Genomic DNA, 17415 nt, shown 5'->3' on the forward strand with positions numbered 1-17415 from the left:
CCCCGAATCAGCCGCCGGGCGGCAGGGCTATTTGCGGTCCTTGCGCCCGCCACGCCAGTAGAGCAGCCCGGCGACGATCGCGGCGGATCCGATCCCGACAGCGGCGCCCAGGCCGATCTGCTGCTTCGACGGCGCCCAGCGCTTTTTCGCCTCGGCCAGTTCCTTGGCCACGGCAATCGCTTCGCCCTCGCCCGACGCGCCATGCGGCACCTCGTCGCGCGGATAGGGCGACGGGTTCTGGGCGGGCACGGGCGGGGTCTTGGTCATCGTCGTCCTTCGCTCACTAACGCTCCAACGGATGTTGCGTCGTCGCTCCCGGCGCATTTCGCAACTGGTGAATTGCCGTAATTGACGCTTTCCAGCGCCGCAAGGGAGCGGCAAAGCTGGCAGGCATGAACCCGCTTTACGCCCGGATGGGCACTACGATCTTCGAAGCGATGTCGGCACGCGCGCGCGCTACCGGGGCGATCAACCTGGGCCAGGGCTTTGCCGACGGCCCGGGACCGCGGGCGGTGCTCGAGGCATCGGCGGCGGCGTTGCTCGAAAAGTCGAATCAGTACCCGCCGATGATCGGGCTGCCCGAACTGCGCGCGGCGGTGGCGGATCATTATGCCCGGCACCAGGGGATCAACCTGACCCCCGACGAGGTCGTCGTGACATCGGGCGCGACCGAGGCGCTGGCGGCATCGCTGTTCGCGCTGATCGCGCCGGGCGACGAAGTGCTGTGCTTCCAGCCGCTCTACGACGCCTATGTCCCGCTGATCCGCCAGGCGGGGGGCGTGCCGCGCTTCGTCCGGCTGGAGCCGCCGCACTGGCGAATCGACTCGGCGGCGCTGGCGGCGGCGGTAACGCCGCGGACCCGGCTGGTGCTGCTCAACAACCCGCTGAACCCGGCCGCGACGATGGCGAGCGCCGCCGAACTGGCCGCGATCGCCGCGCTGTGTGTCGAGCACGACCTGATCGCGATTTGCGACGAAGTCTGGGAGCATGTGACCTTCGACGGCGCCCGGCACCTGCCACTGATCGGCTTTCCCGGGATGCGCGAGCGGACGGTGAAAATCGGCAGCGCGGGCAAGATCTTCGCGCTCACCGGGTTCAAGGTCGGATGGATGTGCGCCGCCCCGCCCCTCGCGCGCGTGCTGGCCAAGGCGCACCAGTTCCTGACCTTCACCACCCCGCCAAACCTGCAATGGGGCGTGGCTGCGGGGCTTGCGAGCGAGGACGAATGGGTCGCGGCCGCCAGCGCCCGGTTCCAGGCGGGGCGCGATCGGCTCGCGACCGGCCTGCGAGACGCGGGGCTGGCCGTCTTGCCCAGCGCGGCGACCTATTTCCTGTCGGTGGACCTGGCCGAATCGGGGCTGGTGATGGACGATGTGACGTTCAGCGAGCGGCTGGTCGACGAAGCCGGGGTCGCGACGGTCCCGGTCTCCGCCTTCTACGCCGAGGCGCCCGTTACGAACGTAGTGCGCTTCTGCTTCGTCAAGGAGGATGCGACGCTGGATGCGGCGATTGCCCGCGTCGCCGGATGGGTCGCGGGCCAGCGCTGATCCGCGCCACGGAAAAGGGCGGCGCGACCCATGGCCGCGCCGCCCCTTCCCCGGGGCAGGGTCTTCAGAAATCGAACCGGATCGAACCGCTGATCGTGCGACCGTTCAGCACGCGGGCCTGGACGATCCCGCTCGCCGGGATGGTGCCGTCATTGGCGCTGGCGATTGCAAGCTTGTCGAACACGTTGTTGGCGTTGAGCGACACTGCCAGCCGGTCGGTCAGCCGGTATTCGGCGAACAGATCGGTGGTGACATATCCGGGCAGGCGCAGGCGGTTGCTGACGTCGGTATAGCTGCCGGTGGTGCCGACGAACACCGCGCCCGCAGCGACCTTGCCGAACGCCACCTGCGGCATCGCCTGGAAGATCAGGTCCGCCTGGCGACCGGGCTTCTTGCCGACGTTCGCCGGCGTCAGGCTGTCGGTCTTGATCTCCGCCTTGGTATAGGTGGCGCCGGTCGTCAGGCTGAACCAGCCGCGCTGGAACGCCCCTTCGAACTCGACGCCCTTCGCCTGATACAGCCGCGTGAAACGCGCGCCGAGCAGGACGTTGCTGTCATTGGCCTCGGCCCAGAAGCCGGTGATCTGGGCAGACAGCCCGGCCTTGCGGAACTTCACCCCGCCTTCCAGCTGCCGGACCATGTCCACCGCGTTGGACATGTCGAACAGCGATCCCGTGGCCGGGTTGACGAAGCCGCCACGGACCAGCCGATCGGCATTGGCGCGCCCGCCGCGGCTATAGCGCACAAAGGTCGATAGCGGCTCGGCGATGCGATAATTGGCGCTCAGCGAGTAGGAGACATAGCCCTTGCCATAGTCGATCGCGACCGGCGCCGTCAGCGCCAGCGACGACACGCGCTGCTCCGCACCGGTGATCTGGCCGTCGCCGTTGACGTCGAACCCGCTCTGCCCGGCGTCGCGGATCAGCGTGCCGCTGGCATCGATATGGTCGTATCGAACGCTGCCGCCGATCGCCAGCTTGCCGATCTGGTAGTTGAGCGAGCCATAGGGAGCATTGATGTCATAGGCGGTATCGATGCTCATCCGGCAGCAGGTGCGCGGGAAGCCGGGGAATGCCGCGCCATAGCCGTAATAGCCATTCGAGGTCACCGGCACGCCGCCCGCCGTGGTGATGTTCACCAGCGCCGCATCGCCGCCGCCGCGCACTTCCGAAAGCATCGCGGCCCAAAGATTGTCGATCGCGATCTCCTGTCGCGACTTGTAGAAACCAACCGTGGTGGTGAGCTCACCACCGCCCAGCTTCCACACCCGCGTCGCCCGCAGATCGTTGGTCATGTTATCCAGGCTGCGGATATTGTTGTTGAAATAGGTCAGCTGCGCAAGCAGGCCATTGCCGTTCAGCGCGGCGGGATTGGCGATCGACTGGCCCGCACTCGGCCCGTTGGCATAGCTGAGCGTCGCGCCGGCGCCGCCCAGTTGCGGCACCAGATCGACTGCGCGCCCGAAGGGAATGGCATCGAGCGTGACGAGGCTGCCCGACATGCCCGAATAGCGGAAACGATCGGTGATGGTCCAACCGGCCAGCCCGAACTGGGTTTCGATCCCGAACGCCTTGGCAACCGGGTGCTGGCCGTCAGTGATGTCATAGCGGGCGAGCTGGTTCTCGCGGTCGCGCGAGAGCAACTGGGTGACGTTGCGCGAATAGAGCAGATCGTGCTTCGGGTCGAAACCGGCAATCGCCTGATATTCCGGCTTCGCATCGGTCCCCGTCGCGCGAAGCGGCACCACGCCATATGCCGGGCTGCGATCGTCCAGATACTTGCCATAGACGCGGATATAGCCGCCGCTGAATTCCTTCGTCAGGTTGAACTTGATCTGGCCGCCGCGCTGGCCGTCGAAGCCGGTGTCGCGCGGCCCCTTGCCCTGGCGATAGAAGCCGCCGACGTGCATCCGGACCGTGTCCGAGAGATGCGCGCCGTAATCGAAATCGAGGCGATAGCTCTTGTAATCGATCCCGAACGTGGTCTGGATCGTGCCACCTTCCTCCACCCCGGTCTTCGAAATGAAGTTGATGACGCCGCCGGGCGAGTTCGAGGCGAAGGTGGACGAAGAGCCGCCGCGGATCGCCTGGATGCCGGCAAGGTTCATATCCGCGCGCAGGAACGTGTCGACGCTGGTATAGGTGATGTCGCCGAATTCCAGCACCGGCAGGCCGTCTTCCTGGAACTGGACGAACTTGGCCCCGGTCGATGAGAGCGGCAGGCCGCGGATCGTGAAGCTGCCATAGCCGTCGCCCGCATCCGCCTCGGAACGGACGCCGGGCAGCACGCGCAGCAGGTCCGATACCGAGCGCATGCCCAGCCGGCCCAGCTTGGCTTCGTCGACCACGCTCGTCGAGGTCGCGCTGTCGAGCTGGTCGCGCGCCTTGGCGACGCCGGTGGAGAAATTCTCCTGCTTCGCGGGCGCTGCGTCGCCCTTCTTGGCTGCGTCGGGCTTTTCGCTCTGCGCCAGCGCCGGGGTTGCGAGCAATGCCAGGGGAGCCGCCGCGAGCAGCAGTCGATAGTCACGGAAACGCATTCATCATCCTTTCCAAGCGACGACGCGCCTCCGCCCCCGCGCAAGCAGGGCGCAGCCGTGGACGAAGGGCGCACGATCGCTTTATTTATAGGAAGGTCTCAGATGCTGGCGGGAACCGAGACGTCGCTCTTGGTCGAGGTCTGTGGCAGATCTGCTACGATGTACGGAGATATCTACTTCAAACTACTGAAACCAGGATTGAGCCCTGCTATCGGCGCATATCCTAAGGACAATCCTGGGCCCCGCGCGACAAGGGCCGCTTCCGGCGCGGATCGAACCGCGCTATCTCCGCTCGCGCCCGCACAGGAGGAACCGCGATGTCCGATGCCCCAACGGTTGGAGCGTTCGCGATCGTGCCGAGCAACGATCTGCCCGCCGCGATCCCCTTCTGGGAGCAGCTTGGTTTCGAACGTGCGGGCGGCGCCCCCGATTATGTGATCCTGCGCGGCTGGGGGTGCGAGGTGCATCTGACCCAGGCCGGCACCGGGCCGTGGCGCGTGCCGGAGATGCACAATCCGTTCGGCATATTCCTCCGCACGCCCGAGGTCGAGGCGATCGCCGCGCGGGCGCGGGATCGGATCATCCGCCCCGGCGGCATCCTCCGCCACCGCGAATGGGGGCTGTACGAAGTTGGGATCGCCGGCCCTGACGGGCTGCTGGTCCGCGTCGGATGGCCGTCCGCGCTGATCAGGGCCGGGTAGTGCCCGATCAGACGCGCGCGAGCACGCCCCTTTCGGTGATATAGCCGGTCACCAGCCGCGCGGGAGTCACGTCGAACGCCGGGTTGAGCGCGGGCGAGTCGGTTACCCGGATCGTGGCGATCCGCCCCGTCTCGTCGGGCCCGGTCAGCCGGGCCACTTCCTCGGCGCTGCGTTCCTCGATCGGGATATCGGCGCCGGTGGCGGTGGCGGGATCGAAGGTGGTGTAGGGCAGCGCGACGTAGAAGGGCACGTCGTTATCGCGCGCCGCCAGCGCCTTCAGATACGTCCCGATCTTGTTGCAGACATCGCCGTTCGCCGTAACCCGATCGGTGCCGACGATCACCGCATCGACTCGACCCTGCATCATGAGCAGCCCGCCGGCATTGTCGGCGATCACCGTGTGCGGCACGCCATGGTTGCGCAGTTCGAATGCGGTCAGCAGCGCGCCCTGGTTGCGCGGGCGCGTCTCGTCGACCCAGACATGGACGGGGATGCCGGCATCATGCGCGAGATAGATCGGCGCGGTGGCGGTGCCGTAATCGACCGTGGCGAGCCAGCCCGCATTGCAATGGGTGAGGATGTTGAGCGGGCGATCCGGGTGGCGCGCATGGAGATCGCGGAATAGCGCGAGGCCATGCTCGCCGATCGCGCGGCACAGCGCCGCATCCTCGTCGCAGATCGCATCGGCGCGGGCGAACGCCGCCTCGGCGCGGGCGGCGGGCGGCAGCGCGGCGACGGCGTCGCGCACCGTATCGAGCGCCCAGCGCAGGTTGATCGCCGTGGGCCGCGTCTCGACCAGCATCGCGTGTGCCGCCGCCAGCGCTGCGTCGCCGCCATCCTCCGCAAGCGCCATTGCCAGCCCATAGGCAGCGGTGGCGCCGATCATCGGCGCGCCGCGGGTCCACATCTCACGGATCGCGACCGCCGCCGCATCGGCGCTGCGCAGTTCGACCCAGCGCACTTCCCACGGAAGCTGGCGCTGGTCGAGGATGCAGACCCCTGCCCCGTCCGCGGTGCGGCGGATCGAGCGAGTCGGCTGGCCTTCGAGGATCATGGCAATACCTGCGCTAAGCTATGGACGTCGCCGCCGGTGCCGTCGCGATCGATCAGCAGCGCCTGGAGCCCGGCGGCGCGGGCGGCATCGACTTCGGGCTGGATGTCCGAGACGAACAGGATGGCGGAGGGCGGGAGCGACAGCGCGGCGGCGATCCGGGCATAGGAATCCGCCTCGCGTTTCGGGCCGGTGGTGGTGTCGAAATAGCCGCCGAGGAAGCGCGTCAGGTCGCCCGCGACGCTGTGGCCGAAGAGCAGCTTCTGCGCCGCGACTGAGCCCGAGGAATAGATATGGATCGCGATTCCCGCCGCGTGCCAGCGCTGCAGCGCGTCGGGCGTATCGGGATAGACATGCCCGGCCAGTTCGCCGCTGGCATAGCCCGCTTCCCAGATCAGCCCCTGGAGCGTCTTGAGCGGGGTCGCCTTGCGGTCCTCATCGATCCAGCCGAGCAGCGTCGCGACCTTGTCGTCGCCCGGAACCTCGGCGAGAATGGGGGCCGACACTTCAGGATTGGCGCAGACAAACTCTACCAAATGCTTGCGTGCGAACGGGAAAAGCGTTTCCGCCACAAAGGCGATGCTGGTCGTCGTGCCTTCGATGTCGAGCAGGATCGCGCGCGGGGTCATCGCGCTGCCCCCGCCGGCTCATGCCGGGGATAGCGATCCGCGATCGCGTCGCCGGTGAAGTGCGCCACCCATCCGTCGGGATTGAGGAACAGCCGGATCGCAGTGAAACGCGGGCTCGGCCCCATGTCGAACCAGTGGCGCATGCCCGCGGGGACCGAGATCAGGTCGCCGGCGGTGCAGAGCAGCGCGTAGACGCGATCGTCCTCGCGCAGCGTGAACAGCCCCTCGCCCTCGACGAAGAAGCGCACCTCGTCCTCCGAATGGCGGTGCTCGGACAGGAATTTGGTGCGCAGCGCCCCGCGATCGGGATGGTCGGGCGCCATGCGGATGACATCGACGGCGCGATAGCCTTTCTCCGCCTTCAGCCGCGCAACGTCGTCGGCATAAGCGTCGAGCACCGCCGCCGGATCGGCATCGCGCGCAAGCGGTCGCGCGGGCCATTGTTCGAACCGCACCCCGAGCGGGGCGACCGCGGCGGCGATCTGCGCGGGGTCGTGCGACACCAATAGCGGCGCGTCCGCGCTGCCGATGTCGTAGATGCTGAGCTGCGTCATGGCTGCCATGCCCTTCTGAAGCCTGCTTCGGCGCGTTCGGCGGCGATCAGCCATTCGGTGCCCTCCAGCACGCGCTCGGCCTCGGCCAGATCCTGTCCCCAGGCATAGAGCCCGTGGCTGCGGATCAGATAGGCGGGGATCGCGCCGGGAGTGAGCAGCGCGGGGCGCACCGCATCCTCGATCTCGCGCATGTCCTGGCTGTTCTCGACGATCGGCAGGCTGCGCTCGGTATCGTGCGTGGTCGTGCCCGGAAACGCCTTGAGCATCTCATGCCCGCGGAACACCCATTCGGATGCACCCGATGCCGCGCGGCTGAGCCCGACTGCCTCGGGCGAATGGCCGTGGAGCACGGCACCGGCATCGGGGAACATGCGGTAGATCGCCAGATGGAGCGCGGTCTCCGCCGAGGGCTTGCCGGGGGAGAGCGCCCGACCCTGGCCATCGACGCGCATGATGCCGTCGACGGTCAGCCGCCCCTTGTGCCAGCCCGACACGGTGACGGCGATGCTGCCATCGTCGAGCCGCACCGAATAATTACCCGCGGTCGCCGGCGCCCAGCCGCGCGAATCGATCCGCCGCCCGGTTTCCACCAGCGCCTGTGCGGCGTCCTGATATGCCATCGTCCCCATCGCGGCGCTCCTTTAGCGCATCGCGCGCGCGGGGCATCAGAAGATTTAGTTTCGCGTGCGCGCCAGCGGCTGGACGATCTCGCGCGGGGCGCTGGAATAGCTCACCGGGCTCGGGATGAGCTGCGCGGCGGGGGGATCGCCGCGCATCGTCACGACATTATAGGATTCGCCGCCCAGGCCACGCGTCTCGGCAACGAGCAGCGGCGCGGGGCGCGGGGTCGGCATCGGGGCGGGCAGCATTTCGGGAAGCGGCTCGCCGAGGACCTCGTCGACGACCGAGACGGTGCCGCCGAGCGCTGTGATCTCATAGAGCTGGCGCGCGAACTTCGCGGGCAGGCGGATGCAGCCATGCGATGCGGGATAGCCCGGCAGATGCCCGGCGTGCATCGCGATCCCGGTCCAGGTCAGCCGCTGCATATAAGGCATCGGGGCATTGCTGTAGAGATTGGAGCGGTGGAAGGGCTTTTTCTGGAGGATGGTGAACTCGCCCAGCGGCGTTTCATGCCCGCGCGACCCGGTGGAAACGGTGGTAACTGCGATCAGGCGACCGTCGCGATACACATAGGCACGCTGTTCGGGGATGCTGACGACGATCATCACCGGGCCGCTCGCGCCGGTGCTGACGCCGATATACTCCGGCGTGTCGAACCAACGGAACTCGCCGGGGCGCATTTTCGGGATCGCCGGGCGCATCACATCGGAAGCGACCTGCGCGGCAACCGGCGTCGCGGGGGCGAGCCCCGCGCTCAGCAGCGCGATCAGGATCGGGGCAAGGGCGGCGCGGGCGCCAGGATGCATCGTCGTTCGTCTCCAGCAACCCGCGCGGACTAAAGGGATTGGCGAATCGTTAACGCCTGTTAACCCAGTTTCGTGCCGCTGCCGAATCGCAGCGGCGTGTCCCGATTTGGGCGCATCGACGGCGAACCGGGCACGCGACGCGGCGAATCGCCTGCCGGGCGGGCGATGCGGATGCGCGGACTGGGAACCAATCTGCTATAAATGCCGGAGGGGCATATTCTTAGCGGGCAATGGGTAGAGTGACGGATAATCTCAATTCTGTTCAGACGCGGCGCGCGCTGATCCGATCGGCGTTCGTGATGGCCAGCGGCGCGGCGGTTTCCGCCTGCGTCTCCAGGTCGATGGAGATTGCCGCGGCGCCGGCGCCGGCAGCGGCGCCCGCGCCCTATGTGCCGCCGATCCCCAAGGCGCCCGAAATGGTGGTGCGCAACCCCGCATCCCCCCCGGGCATCCGCCCCGAATTGTTCAAGCGCGCGGTGGCATCGCTCAACCGCCATTCGATGCGCATCCCGTCGCACGACCGGATCGCGATCGCCGACTTCACCAGCGCATCGTCGAAGCCGCGCTTCTTCCTCGTCAACATGGGCACCGGCGAAGTCGAAAGCTTCCTGGTCGCGCACGGCATCGGTTCGGATCCCGAGCATACCGGGCTGCTCCACCGCTTCTCCAACGATGTCGGGTCGGAAGCGACGTGCGAGGGTACGTTCCTGACGGCCGATTATTATGTCGGCAAGCATGGCGATTCGCAGCGGCTGCTGGGGCTCGACCCCACCAACAACAACGCCTTCGACCGCGCGATCGTGGTCCATTCGGCCTGGTACGCCAATCCCGACATGATCGGGAAGCACGGCAAGCTGGGCCGCAGCCAGGGCTGTTTCGCCGTGGGCGAGAACGAGCTGGCCAAGGTGTTCGAACGGCTTGGGCCGGGCCGGATGATCTACTCCGCAAAGGTCTGATCGCAGGCGCCGGGCTGGCGCCGCGTCGCCTGGATGGCTAAGGCGCTGGGATGGCCGAGGCGCATTCCTTTTATTCGCTCCATCGCCACGGCATGATCCGTGCAGGGGTCTGTACGCCGGTAGGCACTGCGGGCGATCCCGCCACCAATGCGCAGGCTACGATCGCGCTGGCGCAGCAGGGCGATGCGGAGGGGGCGGACCTGCTGGTGTTCCCCGAACTCAACGTCACCTCCTATGCGATCGACGACCTGCATTTGCAGGACACGATTCTCGACGCGACCGAGGCGGGGATTGCCGCGATCGTTGCGGCGAGCGCCGCGCTCAAGCCGGTGCTGCTGGTCGGCGCGGCGCTGCGCCGGTCGGGCCGCGTCTATAATTGCGCGCTGGCGATTGCGCGCGGGCGCATCCTGGGCGTGGTGCCGAAGACCTACCTCCCCAATTACCGCGAATATTATGAGAAGCGCTGGTTCGCGTCCGGCGTGGGGCTCACGGGTCTGGATATCGACGTGGCGGGGCAGAGCGTGCCGTTCGGCACCGACCTGATCTTCGCCGCCGCGGATCTCGCCGACTTCCTCTTCCATATCGAGATTTGCGAAGATTATTGGGCCCCCGCCCCGCCCTCGACGCTGGGCGCACTCGCGGGCGCGCTGGTGCTGTGCAATCTCTCCGCCTCCAACATCGTGATCGGCAAGGCGCGCGAGCGGGCGATGCTGTGCGCGTCGCAATCGGCGCGGGCGGTGGCGGCCTATCTCTACGCCGCGTCGGGACCGGGCGAAAGCACCACCGACCTGGCGTGGGACGGCCAGGGCATGATCTATGAGCTGGGCGAGTTGCTGGCGACCAGCGAGCGTTTCGAGCTGACGACCGAGATCACCTATGCCGACATCGACCTCGAGCGGCTGCGGCTCGAGCGGGCGCGGATGGGGACGTTCAACGATTGCGCCGCCGCCGCCGGGCATCCAGAGACGCGCTTCCGGCGGATCGACTTTGCGCACCAGCCCGATTTTGCCGATCGCGGGCTGCGCCGCGGGCTGCGGCGCTTTCCGTTCGTGCCCAACACCCCCGCCAAGCTGGAGGAGGATTGCTACGAGGCGTTCAACATCCAGGTCGAGGGGCTGCGCAAGCGGCTCGCGTCGACGGGCAGCAAGCACCTCATCATCGGGATTTCGGGTGGGCTCGACTCGACCCATGCGCTGATCGTCGCGTGCAAGGCGATGGATCGGCTGGGCCGGCCCCGGTCGGACATATTGGGCTTCACCCTGCCCGGCTTCGCGACAGGCGAGGAGACCAAGGCCAATGCCTGGACGCTGATGCGCGCGCTGGGGATCACCGGCGCGGAAATCGATATCCGCCCGGCGGCGCGGCAGATGCTGGCCGATATCGGCCATGCCTTCGCCGATGGCGAGCCGGTGTACGATGTGACCTTCGAGAATGTGCAGGCCGGGCTGCGCACCGACTATCTGTTCCGGCTGGCGAACCAGCATCGCGGCTTCGTGCTCGGCACCGGCGATTTGTCGGAGCTGGCGCTGGGCTGGTGCACCTATGGCGTCGGCGACCAGATGAGCCATTACGGGATCAACGCGGGCGTGCCCAAGACGCTGATCCAGTATCTGATCCGCTGGAGCGTCCAGAGCGGCCAGTTCGATGGTGAAGCGGCGGCGGTGCTGACCGCAATCCTCGACACCGAGATTTCGCCCGAGCTGGTCCCCGCCGATGCCGATGGCAAGATGCAGAGTACGCAGGACCGGATTGGCCCCTATGAGCTGCACGACTTCTTCCTGCATTACATCGTTCGGCACGGGCTGCGGCCCTCGAAGATCGCGTTCCTGGCATGGCATGCCTGGCGCGATTCCGAGGCTGGGCACTGGCCGATCGATTTTCCGAAAGATGCGCGCAACGCCTATGACCTGCCGACGATCGCGCGGTGGCTTGAGGAATTTCTGTTCCGCTTCTTCCAGACCAGCCAGTTCAAGCGTTCGGCGATGCCCAATGGCCCCAAGGTGTCGGCGGGCGGCGCGCTGAGCCCGCGCGGCGACTGGCGGGCGCCGTCGGACGGAGTCGCGGCACCGTGGATCGACGAGTTGCGGTCGGCGCTGCCCTGAGCCTTGGCCTGAGCGCGTGCGTCAGCGACCGAGCAGGTCGCGGACGCGGCGGAGAAATTGCTGCGATTCGAACGGCTTCTTCAGCACGTCGACATGGGGCCCGGCGATCGCATCGAGGCTGGCCGAGGTCGCGAAGCCGGTGACCACGAGGACGGGCACCCGGATCCGTTCGGAACGCAGCAGTTCCGCGACCTCGGCGCCGTTCATTCCGGGCATCGCGAAGTCGATCACCAGCAACTCGGGCCGTTCGCGGCGGACCATGTCGATTCCCTCGGCACCGCTCGCCGCCTCGATCACCACCGCGCCCGCCTGGGCGAGGATCTCGGCCAGGGTCGCGCGGACATGCGTGTCGTCATCGACCAGCACGATCCGCCGCCCGGTCAAGTCGATCCGCTGGTCGGCGGCATCGTCATACGGCACCGCGCGCGGCGGCTCGGCAGTGGCGAGGCGAAGGTACAGCTTGACTGTCGTGCCCCTGCCCGGTGCGCTGTCGATCTCCAGCGCGCCGCCCGACTGGCGCATCACCCCGAACGCCATGGCAAGGCCCATGCCGGTGCCCTTGCCCACGCCCTTGGTCGTGAAGAACGGCTCGACGGCGCGCGCCATGGTCTCTTCGTCCATCCCGATGCCGGTGTCGGCGACGGTCAGCACGACATAGTCCCCCGCCGGAAGATCGGGGGCGACAGGACCGCTATGCCGCTCGGCGGAGACCGTCAGAATGCCGCCATTGGGCATCGCGTCGCGCGCGTTGAACGCGAGATTGAGGATCACCAGTTCGAGCTGGAGCGGATCGACTTCGACGTTCCAGCTCGGATCGATCGGGCGCACCTGGACCTGGCTGAGCGGCGCGACGGCGCGTTCGACCAGATCCCGCATCCCCGACACGAGTTCGCCGATCCGGACCGAGGTCATGTCCAGTCGCTGGTGCCGCGAAAAGGCGAGTAGCTGGCCGGTGAGCGAGCGCCCCCGCTCGACCGCGTCGAGCGCGCTGGCGCTCCAGCGCACGACGCGGTCGGCGTCCCCCGGCTTGCGCGCGATCAGTTCGAGATTGCCCGCAACAGCTTGCAACAGATTATTGAAATCATGGGCGATTCCACCCGTAAGCTGGCCCACCGCCTCCAGCTTCTGCGACTGAAGCAGCGCGGCCTCGGCTTGTTTGCGCTGGTCGATCTGGCCGCGCAATTCGGCAAGCGCGGCGTCACGCTCAGCGATCAGCGCGGCGAGTTCGGCATTCGCGGCCTGAAGCCGCCCGGGTGACGGCAGGGCTATCGCCTTTGGCAGCAACGGCCAGAGCAGCACCGCGGTGACGATCGAGGCAATCGCCGTGACGACCTTTACCATCGCCTCCAGCCCGTAGACCGGTTGCCACAGCGTCCAGATCGCCATGAGATGCGTGCATCCGCAGGCGAGGATGAAGATTGCGAACGACCAGAAAACCCAGCCAAATTCCAAGTCTGGGCGGCGGCGGACCAGCGACACCAAAGCCAGCGGAATCGAGAAATAGGCCATCGCGATGATCGAATCGGCCAGGACATGCGTCCAGACGAGTCCAGGATGCCACAACAGGCAATAGCCGTGCGGCGCGTAATTTCCGTTCCAGAAGGCCCCCAACAGGCTTTGCATTCCCACTCCCTGGAGCCCGCCCGATAAGTGCGACTCCGACGCATTTACAGTATCGCGGCGGAAGCGAAACCTAAGGGAAACAACCGGGGCAACCGATTGTACAAAATAATTATCGGCAGCGTCAGACGGTCAGAACGCGGCCTTCATGCGCGCTTTGCCGGGCCAGCGTGAGCAGGCGAAGGCCGGCGACGGCGTCTTCGGCGGGGACCGGGACCGGGGCATCTTCCGCAATGGCGCGCGCGATCGCGGCGTAGAATTGGCGATAGTCGCCGCGCTCCGATGGGATCGTCTCGCGCGTCCCGTCCGCCATCGTCAGCGTGCCATGGTCCGCCGGCGCCTCGATCCCATGCGCGGGATCGCCGATCGAGCCGCCTGCGCGCAACGCCGCTTCCTGCGGATCGAGGCCGTATTTGACGAAGCTGCCGTTGCGCCCGTGAATTCCGAAGCGCGGTCGCGGCGCCGCCACCATGCGCGACGAGGACAGCACGACGCGGCGTTCGCCATAGTGCAGCGTGATGTCGAAATAATCGTCGACACGCGATCCCACGCGCTGGCTGGCGAGGTCGCCGCGTACCGCCTCGGGCATCCCGAACAAGAGCAGCGCCTGGTCGATCATGTGCGGCCCGAGGTCGAGAAGCTGCCCCGCCCCGGCTTCGGGCGATTCCTTCCAGGGTTGGGCGAGATCGGGGCGCAAGCGATCCCAATGCGCTTCGAACAACAGAATTTCGCCGAGACGACCGCTGTCGAGCAACCGCCGGACGGTGAGGAAATCGCTGTCCCACCGGCGATTGTGGAACGGCGCGAGCACCAGCCCGCGCAAGTCTGCCAGCGCGGTAATCGCCTCCGCCTCGGCCACCGACGTCGCGAAGGGCTTGTCGATCACGACATGCTTGCCCGCCTCCAGCGCGGCGGTGGCGAGCGCGAAATGGGTGTCGTTGGGCGTCGAGATCGCCACGAGCGCAATGTCCGGATCGGCGATCAGCGCAGCGGGAGTCGTGACCGCGGCGCGCGGATAGGCTGCGCGGACCGCGTCCGATCGCGACGTCGCGATCGCTGCAAGCTCAAGCCCGTCGACCGCGTCGATCAGCGGCGCGTGGAACACCGTACCGCCCAGCCCGAACCCGATCACTCCCGCGCGGATCATCCCATTCTCCCTATCGACGCATCCGAGCGCAGGTAAGCGCATGGCCGCCGCTTTCCAACCGCGCGGCGCGTGGCTTCAGATCGCGTATTTGGCGCGCTGCGGACGGCTGAGCATTGCATTGGCGGCATCGTCGCCGAGAAAGCGCTCCGCCTTCGGGTCCCAACGCAGCCGCCGTCCGGTCTTCATCGCGATCCAATGCAGCAGGCATGTCGAGCATGCCCGATGGCCGATCTCGGCGGGGGCGCTGACCGGCGCGCCGGTGCGGATCGCGTCGAGCCAGTTGCGGTGCTGCTCCGGGGTTTCGAGGAGGTGGACTTCGTTCGGCCCGATCACGCTGGTAAGGATCTTCGGATCGCTCGCGACCAGGGGATCGACCTGCGCGCTGCCCGGATCGCTGGGCGTCACCGCGCCGCTCCGCGTGACGAAGATCCAGCCCTTGTCGCCGATGAACTTCACGCCATTGGGCAGCGCGCCCGATATCGTCATCGTCACGCCGTTCGCGTAGCGGGCATAGGTGCGGAACGGGCCGTGGACGTTCCACAACCCCGATTTCGGAAATTCGGCGCTGCCCCATATCTCGACCGGGCCCGAATGCTCCATGTCCATGCCCCAATGCGCGATGTCGACATGGTGCGCGCCCCATCCGGTGATCATCCCGGCGCCGAACTGCTCCAGCCGCAGCCAGCCGGGCCGGTTCTCGAACGAATCCTGCGGATGGACGCGGGTTTCGGTATAATAGACTTCGGGCGTGGTCCCCAGCCAGGCGTCGTAGTCGAGGTTGCGCGGGATCGGCATCGCCGCCGCCTCGGGTCCGGAGGGATCGCCGGGCAGCCCGATCTCGACGCTGCGCAGCGCCCCGATCCGGCCATTGCGGACCAGCGCGCACGCGCGGCGGAATTGTGGCCAGGGATCGGAGCCGCGCTGTTGCGATCCGATCTGGAGCATTTTGCCCGACGCCTTCACAGCATCGGCCATCGTCCGTCCCTCGGCCACGGTCAGCGATGCGGGCTTTTGCAGATAGACATGCTTGCCCGCGCGCACGGCATGCACCGCCATCGGCGCATGCTGATGGTCGGGTGTCGAGATCAGCACGGCGTCGATCGCCGGATCGGCGAGCAGCGCGCGATAGTCGGTATAGCCGCGCGTCCCCGAATAGGGTTTGCCTGCCTTTGCCGCATAGCGATCGTCGACCAGCTGGATGCCCGCCCCCAGACGGCGGGTATCGACGTCGCACACCGCGACGATCTGGGCATCGTCGTGCGCGTGGATTTCCTTCATATCGTGGATGCGGCTGATCCGGCCCGCGCCGATCGCACCGACGGTGACGCGGTTCGAGGGGGCGTTTCGCCCGAACACGCTGGCCGGCACGATCATCGGCGCGACACTGGCGGCGGCAGCGCCAAGCGCTCCACGTCTGGAAATCCGCATCCTCTTCCTCCCGGTTCAGGCCGTGATCGGCCGCGTTGCGTTCTTCTGCGCCGTCAGCACCAGTTCGGCGGCGAGCAGCGCCTGTTCCTGGTCCTGTGCGATGCTGGAGCGTTCGACGATGTCGGTGACGAATTGCGCGCCGAACGGCAGGTGCACGTTCGAACAATCGATATATTCCACCCCCTTGCGATCCGCGACGATCAGGTGGTTGCCGCCGGATCGCCCGGCGACGTCGATATATTTGCGCAGCTCGATATAGCCCTCGGTCCCGAGCAGGAACAGGCGGCCGTCGCCCCAGGTCGGCAGCCCGTCCGGCGTGAACCAGTCGACGCGGACATAGCCGGTGCCGCCGTTGCCGGTGGCGACCATATCGCCGAAATCCTCGAACTTCGGCTTGTCGGGCCAGTGGAAATTGCCGGTCTGTGACGCGACGACCTTTGCGCGAGTCGATTGGGTGTAGAACAGGAACTGGTCGGCCTGGTGGCTGCCGATGTCGGTCAGGATGCCGCCATAGCGCGCCTTGTCCCAGAACCAGTCGGGGCGGCTGGCGGGGCTCACCCGGTGCGGCGCGAGGTTCACGGTCTGGATGACCTTGCCGATCCGGCCCTGCGCGACGAGCTGGCCGGCATGGACCGCGGCGCGAACCTCGAGCCGCTCGCTGTAGAGGATCGCGAACTTGCGCCCCGTCTCGCGGATCGCCCGGCGGACGTCGGCGAGCTGGCGCAGGCTGGTGATCGCGGGCTTGTCCCCCAGATAATCCTTGCCCGCGCGCATCGCACGGATGCCGAGCGGCGCGCGCAGATCGGGGATCGGCGCGCCCAGGATCAGGACGATGCTCCTGTCCTCGAGGATTTCGTCCTCGCCACGCGCGAGCTTCACGTCGCCATAGCGTTTGCGGAAGCTCGCAATCTGTGCCGGGTCGGTGGCGTGGAAGGCGGCGATGCTGCCCCCGCCACGAATCATCGCGTCGGTCATGCTGTAGATATGCGCATGGTCGAGGCCGATCACGCCGAAGCGGATGCGGTGCTTGGCGGCGGGCTCGGGACCCGCCGGCGCCCTGGATTCGGACATGGCGTTGCCCGCCGCGGTCGATTGGGCGAACACCTCGCCCGGCAGTCCCGCGGCGATCCCCGCCAGCCCGGCCCCGGTCAATATCGATCGGCGATCCATGCGATTCTCCTTGAGGGGGCAATCATTCGGCGGGGGTGGCGGCGGTCTTCCAGTTCACGACGTGATAGGTCGCCGGCGCGGCCCCGACGTTGCGCAGCGCATGCTCTGCGTTCGACGCGTTGAAGATCACCGACCCCGGCCCGAGCCGCCGCCATTTGCCGTCGAACAGCGTCTCGACCGTGCCTTCGCGGACGATGATCAGCTCTTCATTGGGATGCCGGTGCGGCGGGTGCGACGCCAGCCCCGGATTGAGCGTCGTGACGTGCATCTCGAGTTCGTCGAGCGTCGCGGTGCGCTGGCGGGTCAGGGTGCGGAGCGCGCCGACATCGGTGGTCGTTGGCGCAAGCGCGGCCCAATCCCACACCATCGGCCCCAGCGGCGCGGGCTGGGCCTGTTGCGCGACGGCGCCGGCTGCGCAAGCAAGACTGATCGCCCCGATCGCCACGGTCATGTCCCGGCGAGTGACTCGCATCGCATCCTCCTTTTCACGCGCGGTTCGCCCGCGTCGTTTCAGGAGCTTAGCCGATTCGATCGGGTTGAAAAGCCC

The 17415-nt window shown here is 67.3% G+C and carries 16 protein-coding genes; 4 read left to right on the forward strand and 12 right to left on the reverse strand.

Features of this window, described 5'->3' with window-relative positions; translation table 11 throughout:
* Positions 1-27: 27 nt before the first annotated feature.
* Complete coding sequence (locus TS85_RS07945; protein ID WP_044331500.1) at positions 28-267, reverse strand: hypothetical protein; 240 nt, start codon at positions 265-267, stop codon at positions 28-30.
* A gap of 125 nt (positions 268-392) precedes the next feature.
* On the opposite strand from TS85_RS07945, the gene TS85_RS07950 reads away from it, so the two are divergent.
* Complete coding sequence (locus tag TS85_RS07950; RefSeq protein ID WP_044331501.1) at positions 393-1547, forward strand: aminotransferase; 1155 nt, start codon at positions 393-395, stop codon at positions 1545-1547.
* Between the two features lie 64 nt (positions 1548-1611).
* Here TS85_RS07950 and TS85_RS07955 read toward each other — a convergent pair whose 3' ends face one another.
* Complete coding sequence (locus TS85_RS07955) at positions 1612-4083, reverse strand: TonB-dependent receptor domain-containing protein (protein ID WP_044331502.1); 2472 nt, start codon at positions 4081-4083, stop codon at positions 1612-1614.
* A gap of 317 nt (positions 4084-4400) precedes the next feature.
* Between TS85_RS07955 and TS85_RS07960 the strand changes: the two genes are divergently transcribed.
* Positions 4401-4784 carry a VOC family protein gene (locus TS85_RS07960; protein ID WP_044331503.1) on the forward strand — a complete coding sequence of 128 codons (384 nt, stop codon included), beginning with the start codon at positions 4401-4403 and terminating at the stop codon, positions 4782-4784.
* 7 nt (positions 4785-4791) lie between these two features.
* Here TS85_RS07960 and mtnA read toward each other — a convergent pair whose 3' ends face one another.
* From mtnA to TS85_RS07985, 5 genes are read right to left on the reverse strand one after another with little or no spacing between them, the layout of a single operon-like run.
* Entirely contained in the window at positions 4792-5838 is a 1047-nt protein-coding gene (gene mtnA / locus TS85_RS07965) for an S-methyl-5-thioribose-1-phosphate isomerase (protein WP_044331504.1), read from the reverse strand.
* Positions 5835-6464 (reverse strand): acireductone synthase, encoded by a 630-nt coding sequence (gene mtnC, locus TS85_RS07970; RefSeq protein ID WP_044331505.1) that lies wholly within the window; start codon positions 6462-6464, stop codon positions 5835-5837. Before mtnC ends, mtnA begins: the two co-directional genes overlap by 4 nt.
* Positions 6461-7018: a 1,2-dihydroxy-3-keto-5-methylthiopentene dioxygenase gene (locus TS85_RS07975; RefSeq protein ID WP_044336055.1), complete on the reverse strand. Its 558-nt coding sequence runs from the start codon at positions 7016-7018 to the stop codon at positions 6461-6463. The genes mtnC and TS85_RS07975 overlap by 4 nt, the downstream gene beginning before the upstream one ends.
* The gene (gene mtnB / locus TS85_RS07980; RefSeq protein WP_077228521.1) at positions 7015-7647 is read right to left on the reverse strand and encodes a methylthioribulose 1-phosphate dehydratase; all 633 of its coding nucleotides are present in this window, start codon (positions 7645-7647) and stop codon (positions 7015-7017) included. The genes TS85_RS07975 and mtnB overlap by 4 nt, the downstream gene beginning before the upstream one ends.
* A 45-nt stretch (positions 7648-7692) precedes the next feature.
* On the reverse strand, positions 7693-8445 hold the full coding sequence (locus TS85_RS07985; RefSeq protein WP_052507806.1) for a L,D-transpeptidase family protein: 753 nt from the start codon (positions 8443-8445) through the stop codon (positions 7693-7695).
* A gap of 230 nt (positions 8446-8675) precedes the next feature.
* Between TS85_RS07985 and TS85_RS07990 the strand changes: the two genes are divergently transcribed.
* Positions 8676-9401, forward strand: coding sequence for a murein L,D-transpeptidase catalytic domain family protein (locus TS85_RS07990; RefSeq protein WP_044331507.1), 726 nt, complete (start codon positions 8676-8678; stop codon positions 9399-9401).
* A gap of 50 nt (positions 9402-9451) precedes the next feature.
* On the forward strand, positions 9452-11503 hold the full coding sequence (locus TS85_RS07995) for an NAD(+) synthase (RefSeq protein WP_044331509.1): 2052 nt from the start codon (positions 9452-9454) through the stop codon (positions 11501-11503).
* A gap of 21 nt (positions 11504-11524) precedes the next feature.
* Here TS85_RS07995 and TS85_RS08000 read toward each other — a convergent pair whose 3' ends face one another.
* The 5 genes from TS85_RS08000 to TS85_RS08020 form a co-directional block, all read right to left on the reverse strand.
* Entirely contained in the window at positions 11525-13126 is a 1602-nt protein-coding gene (locus tag TS85_RS08000; RefSeq protein WP_044331511.1) for a response regulator, read from the reverse strand.
* A gap of 121 nt (positions 13127-13247) precedes the next feature.
* Positions 13248-14270 (reverse strand): oxidoreductase, encoded by a 1023-nt coding sequence (locus TS85_RS08005; protein ID WP_044331512.1) that lies wholly within the window; start codon positions 14268-14270, stop codon positions 13248-13250.
* Between the two features lie 75 nt (positions 14271-14345).
* A complete protein-coding gene (locus tag TS85_RS08010) occupies positions 14346-15698 on the reverse strand; it encodes a Gfo/Idh/MocA family protein (protein WP_044331513.1) in 1353 nt (450 codons plus the stop codon).
* A gap of 15 nt (positions 15699-15713) precedes the next feature.
* Entirely contained in the window at positions 15714-16868 is a 1155-nt protein-coding gene (locus tag TS85_RS08015; protein WP_044331514.1) for a Gfo/Idh/MocA family protein, read from the reverse strand.
* 22 nt (positions 16869-16890) lie between these two features.
* On the reverse strand, positions 16891-17340 hold the full coding sequence (locus TS85_RS08020; protein ID WP_044331515.1) for a cupin domain-containing protein: 450 nt from the start codon (positions 17338-17340) through the stop codon (positions 16891-16893).
* Positions 17341-17415: the final 75 nt, after the last annotated feature.

Source organism: Sphingomonas hengshuiensis (genome assembly GCF_000935025.1).
In the GTDB taxonomy this organism is placed as follows: Bacteria; Pseudomonadota; Alphaproteobacteria; order Sphingomonadales; family Sphingomonadaceae; genus Sphingomonas; species Sphingomonas hengshuiensis.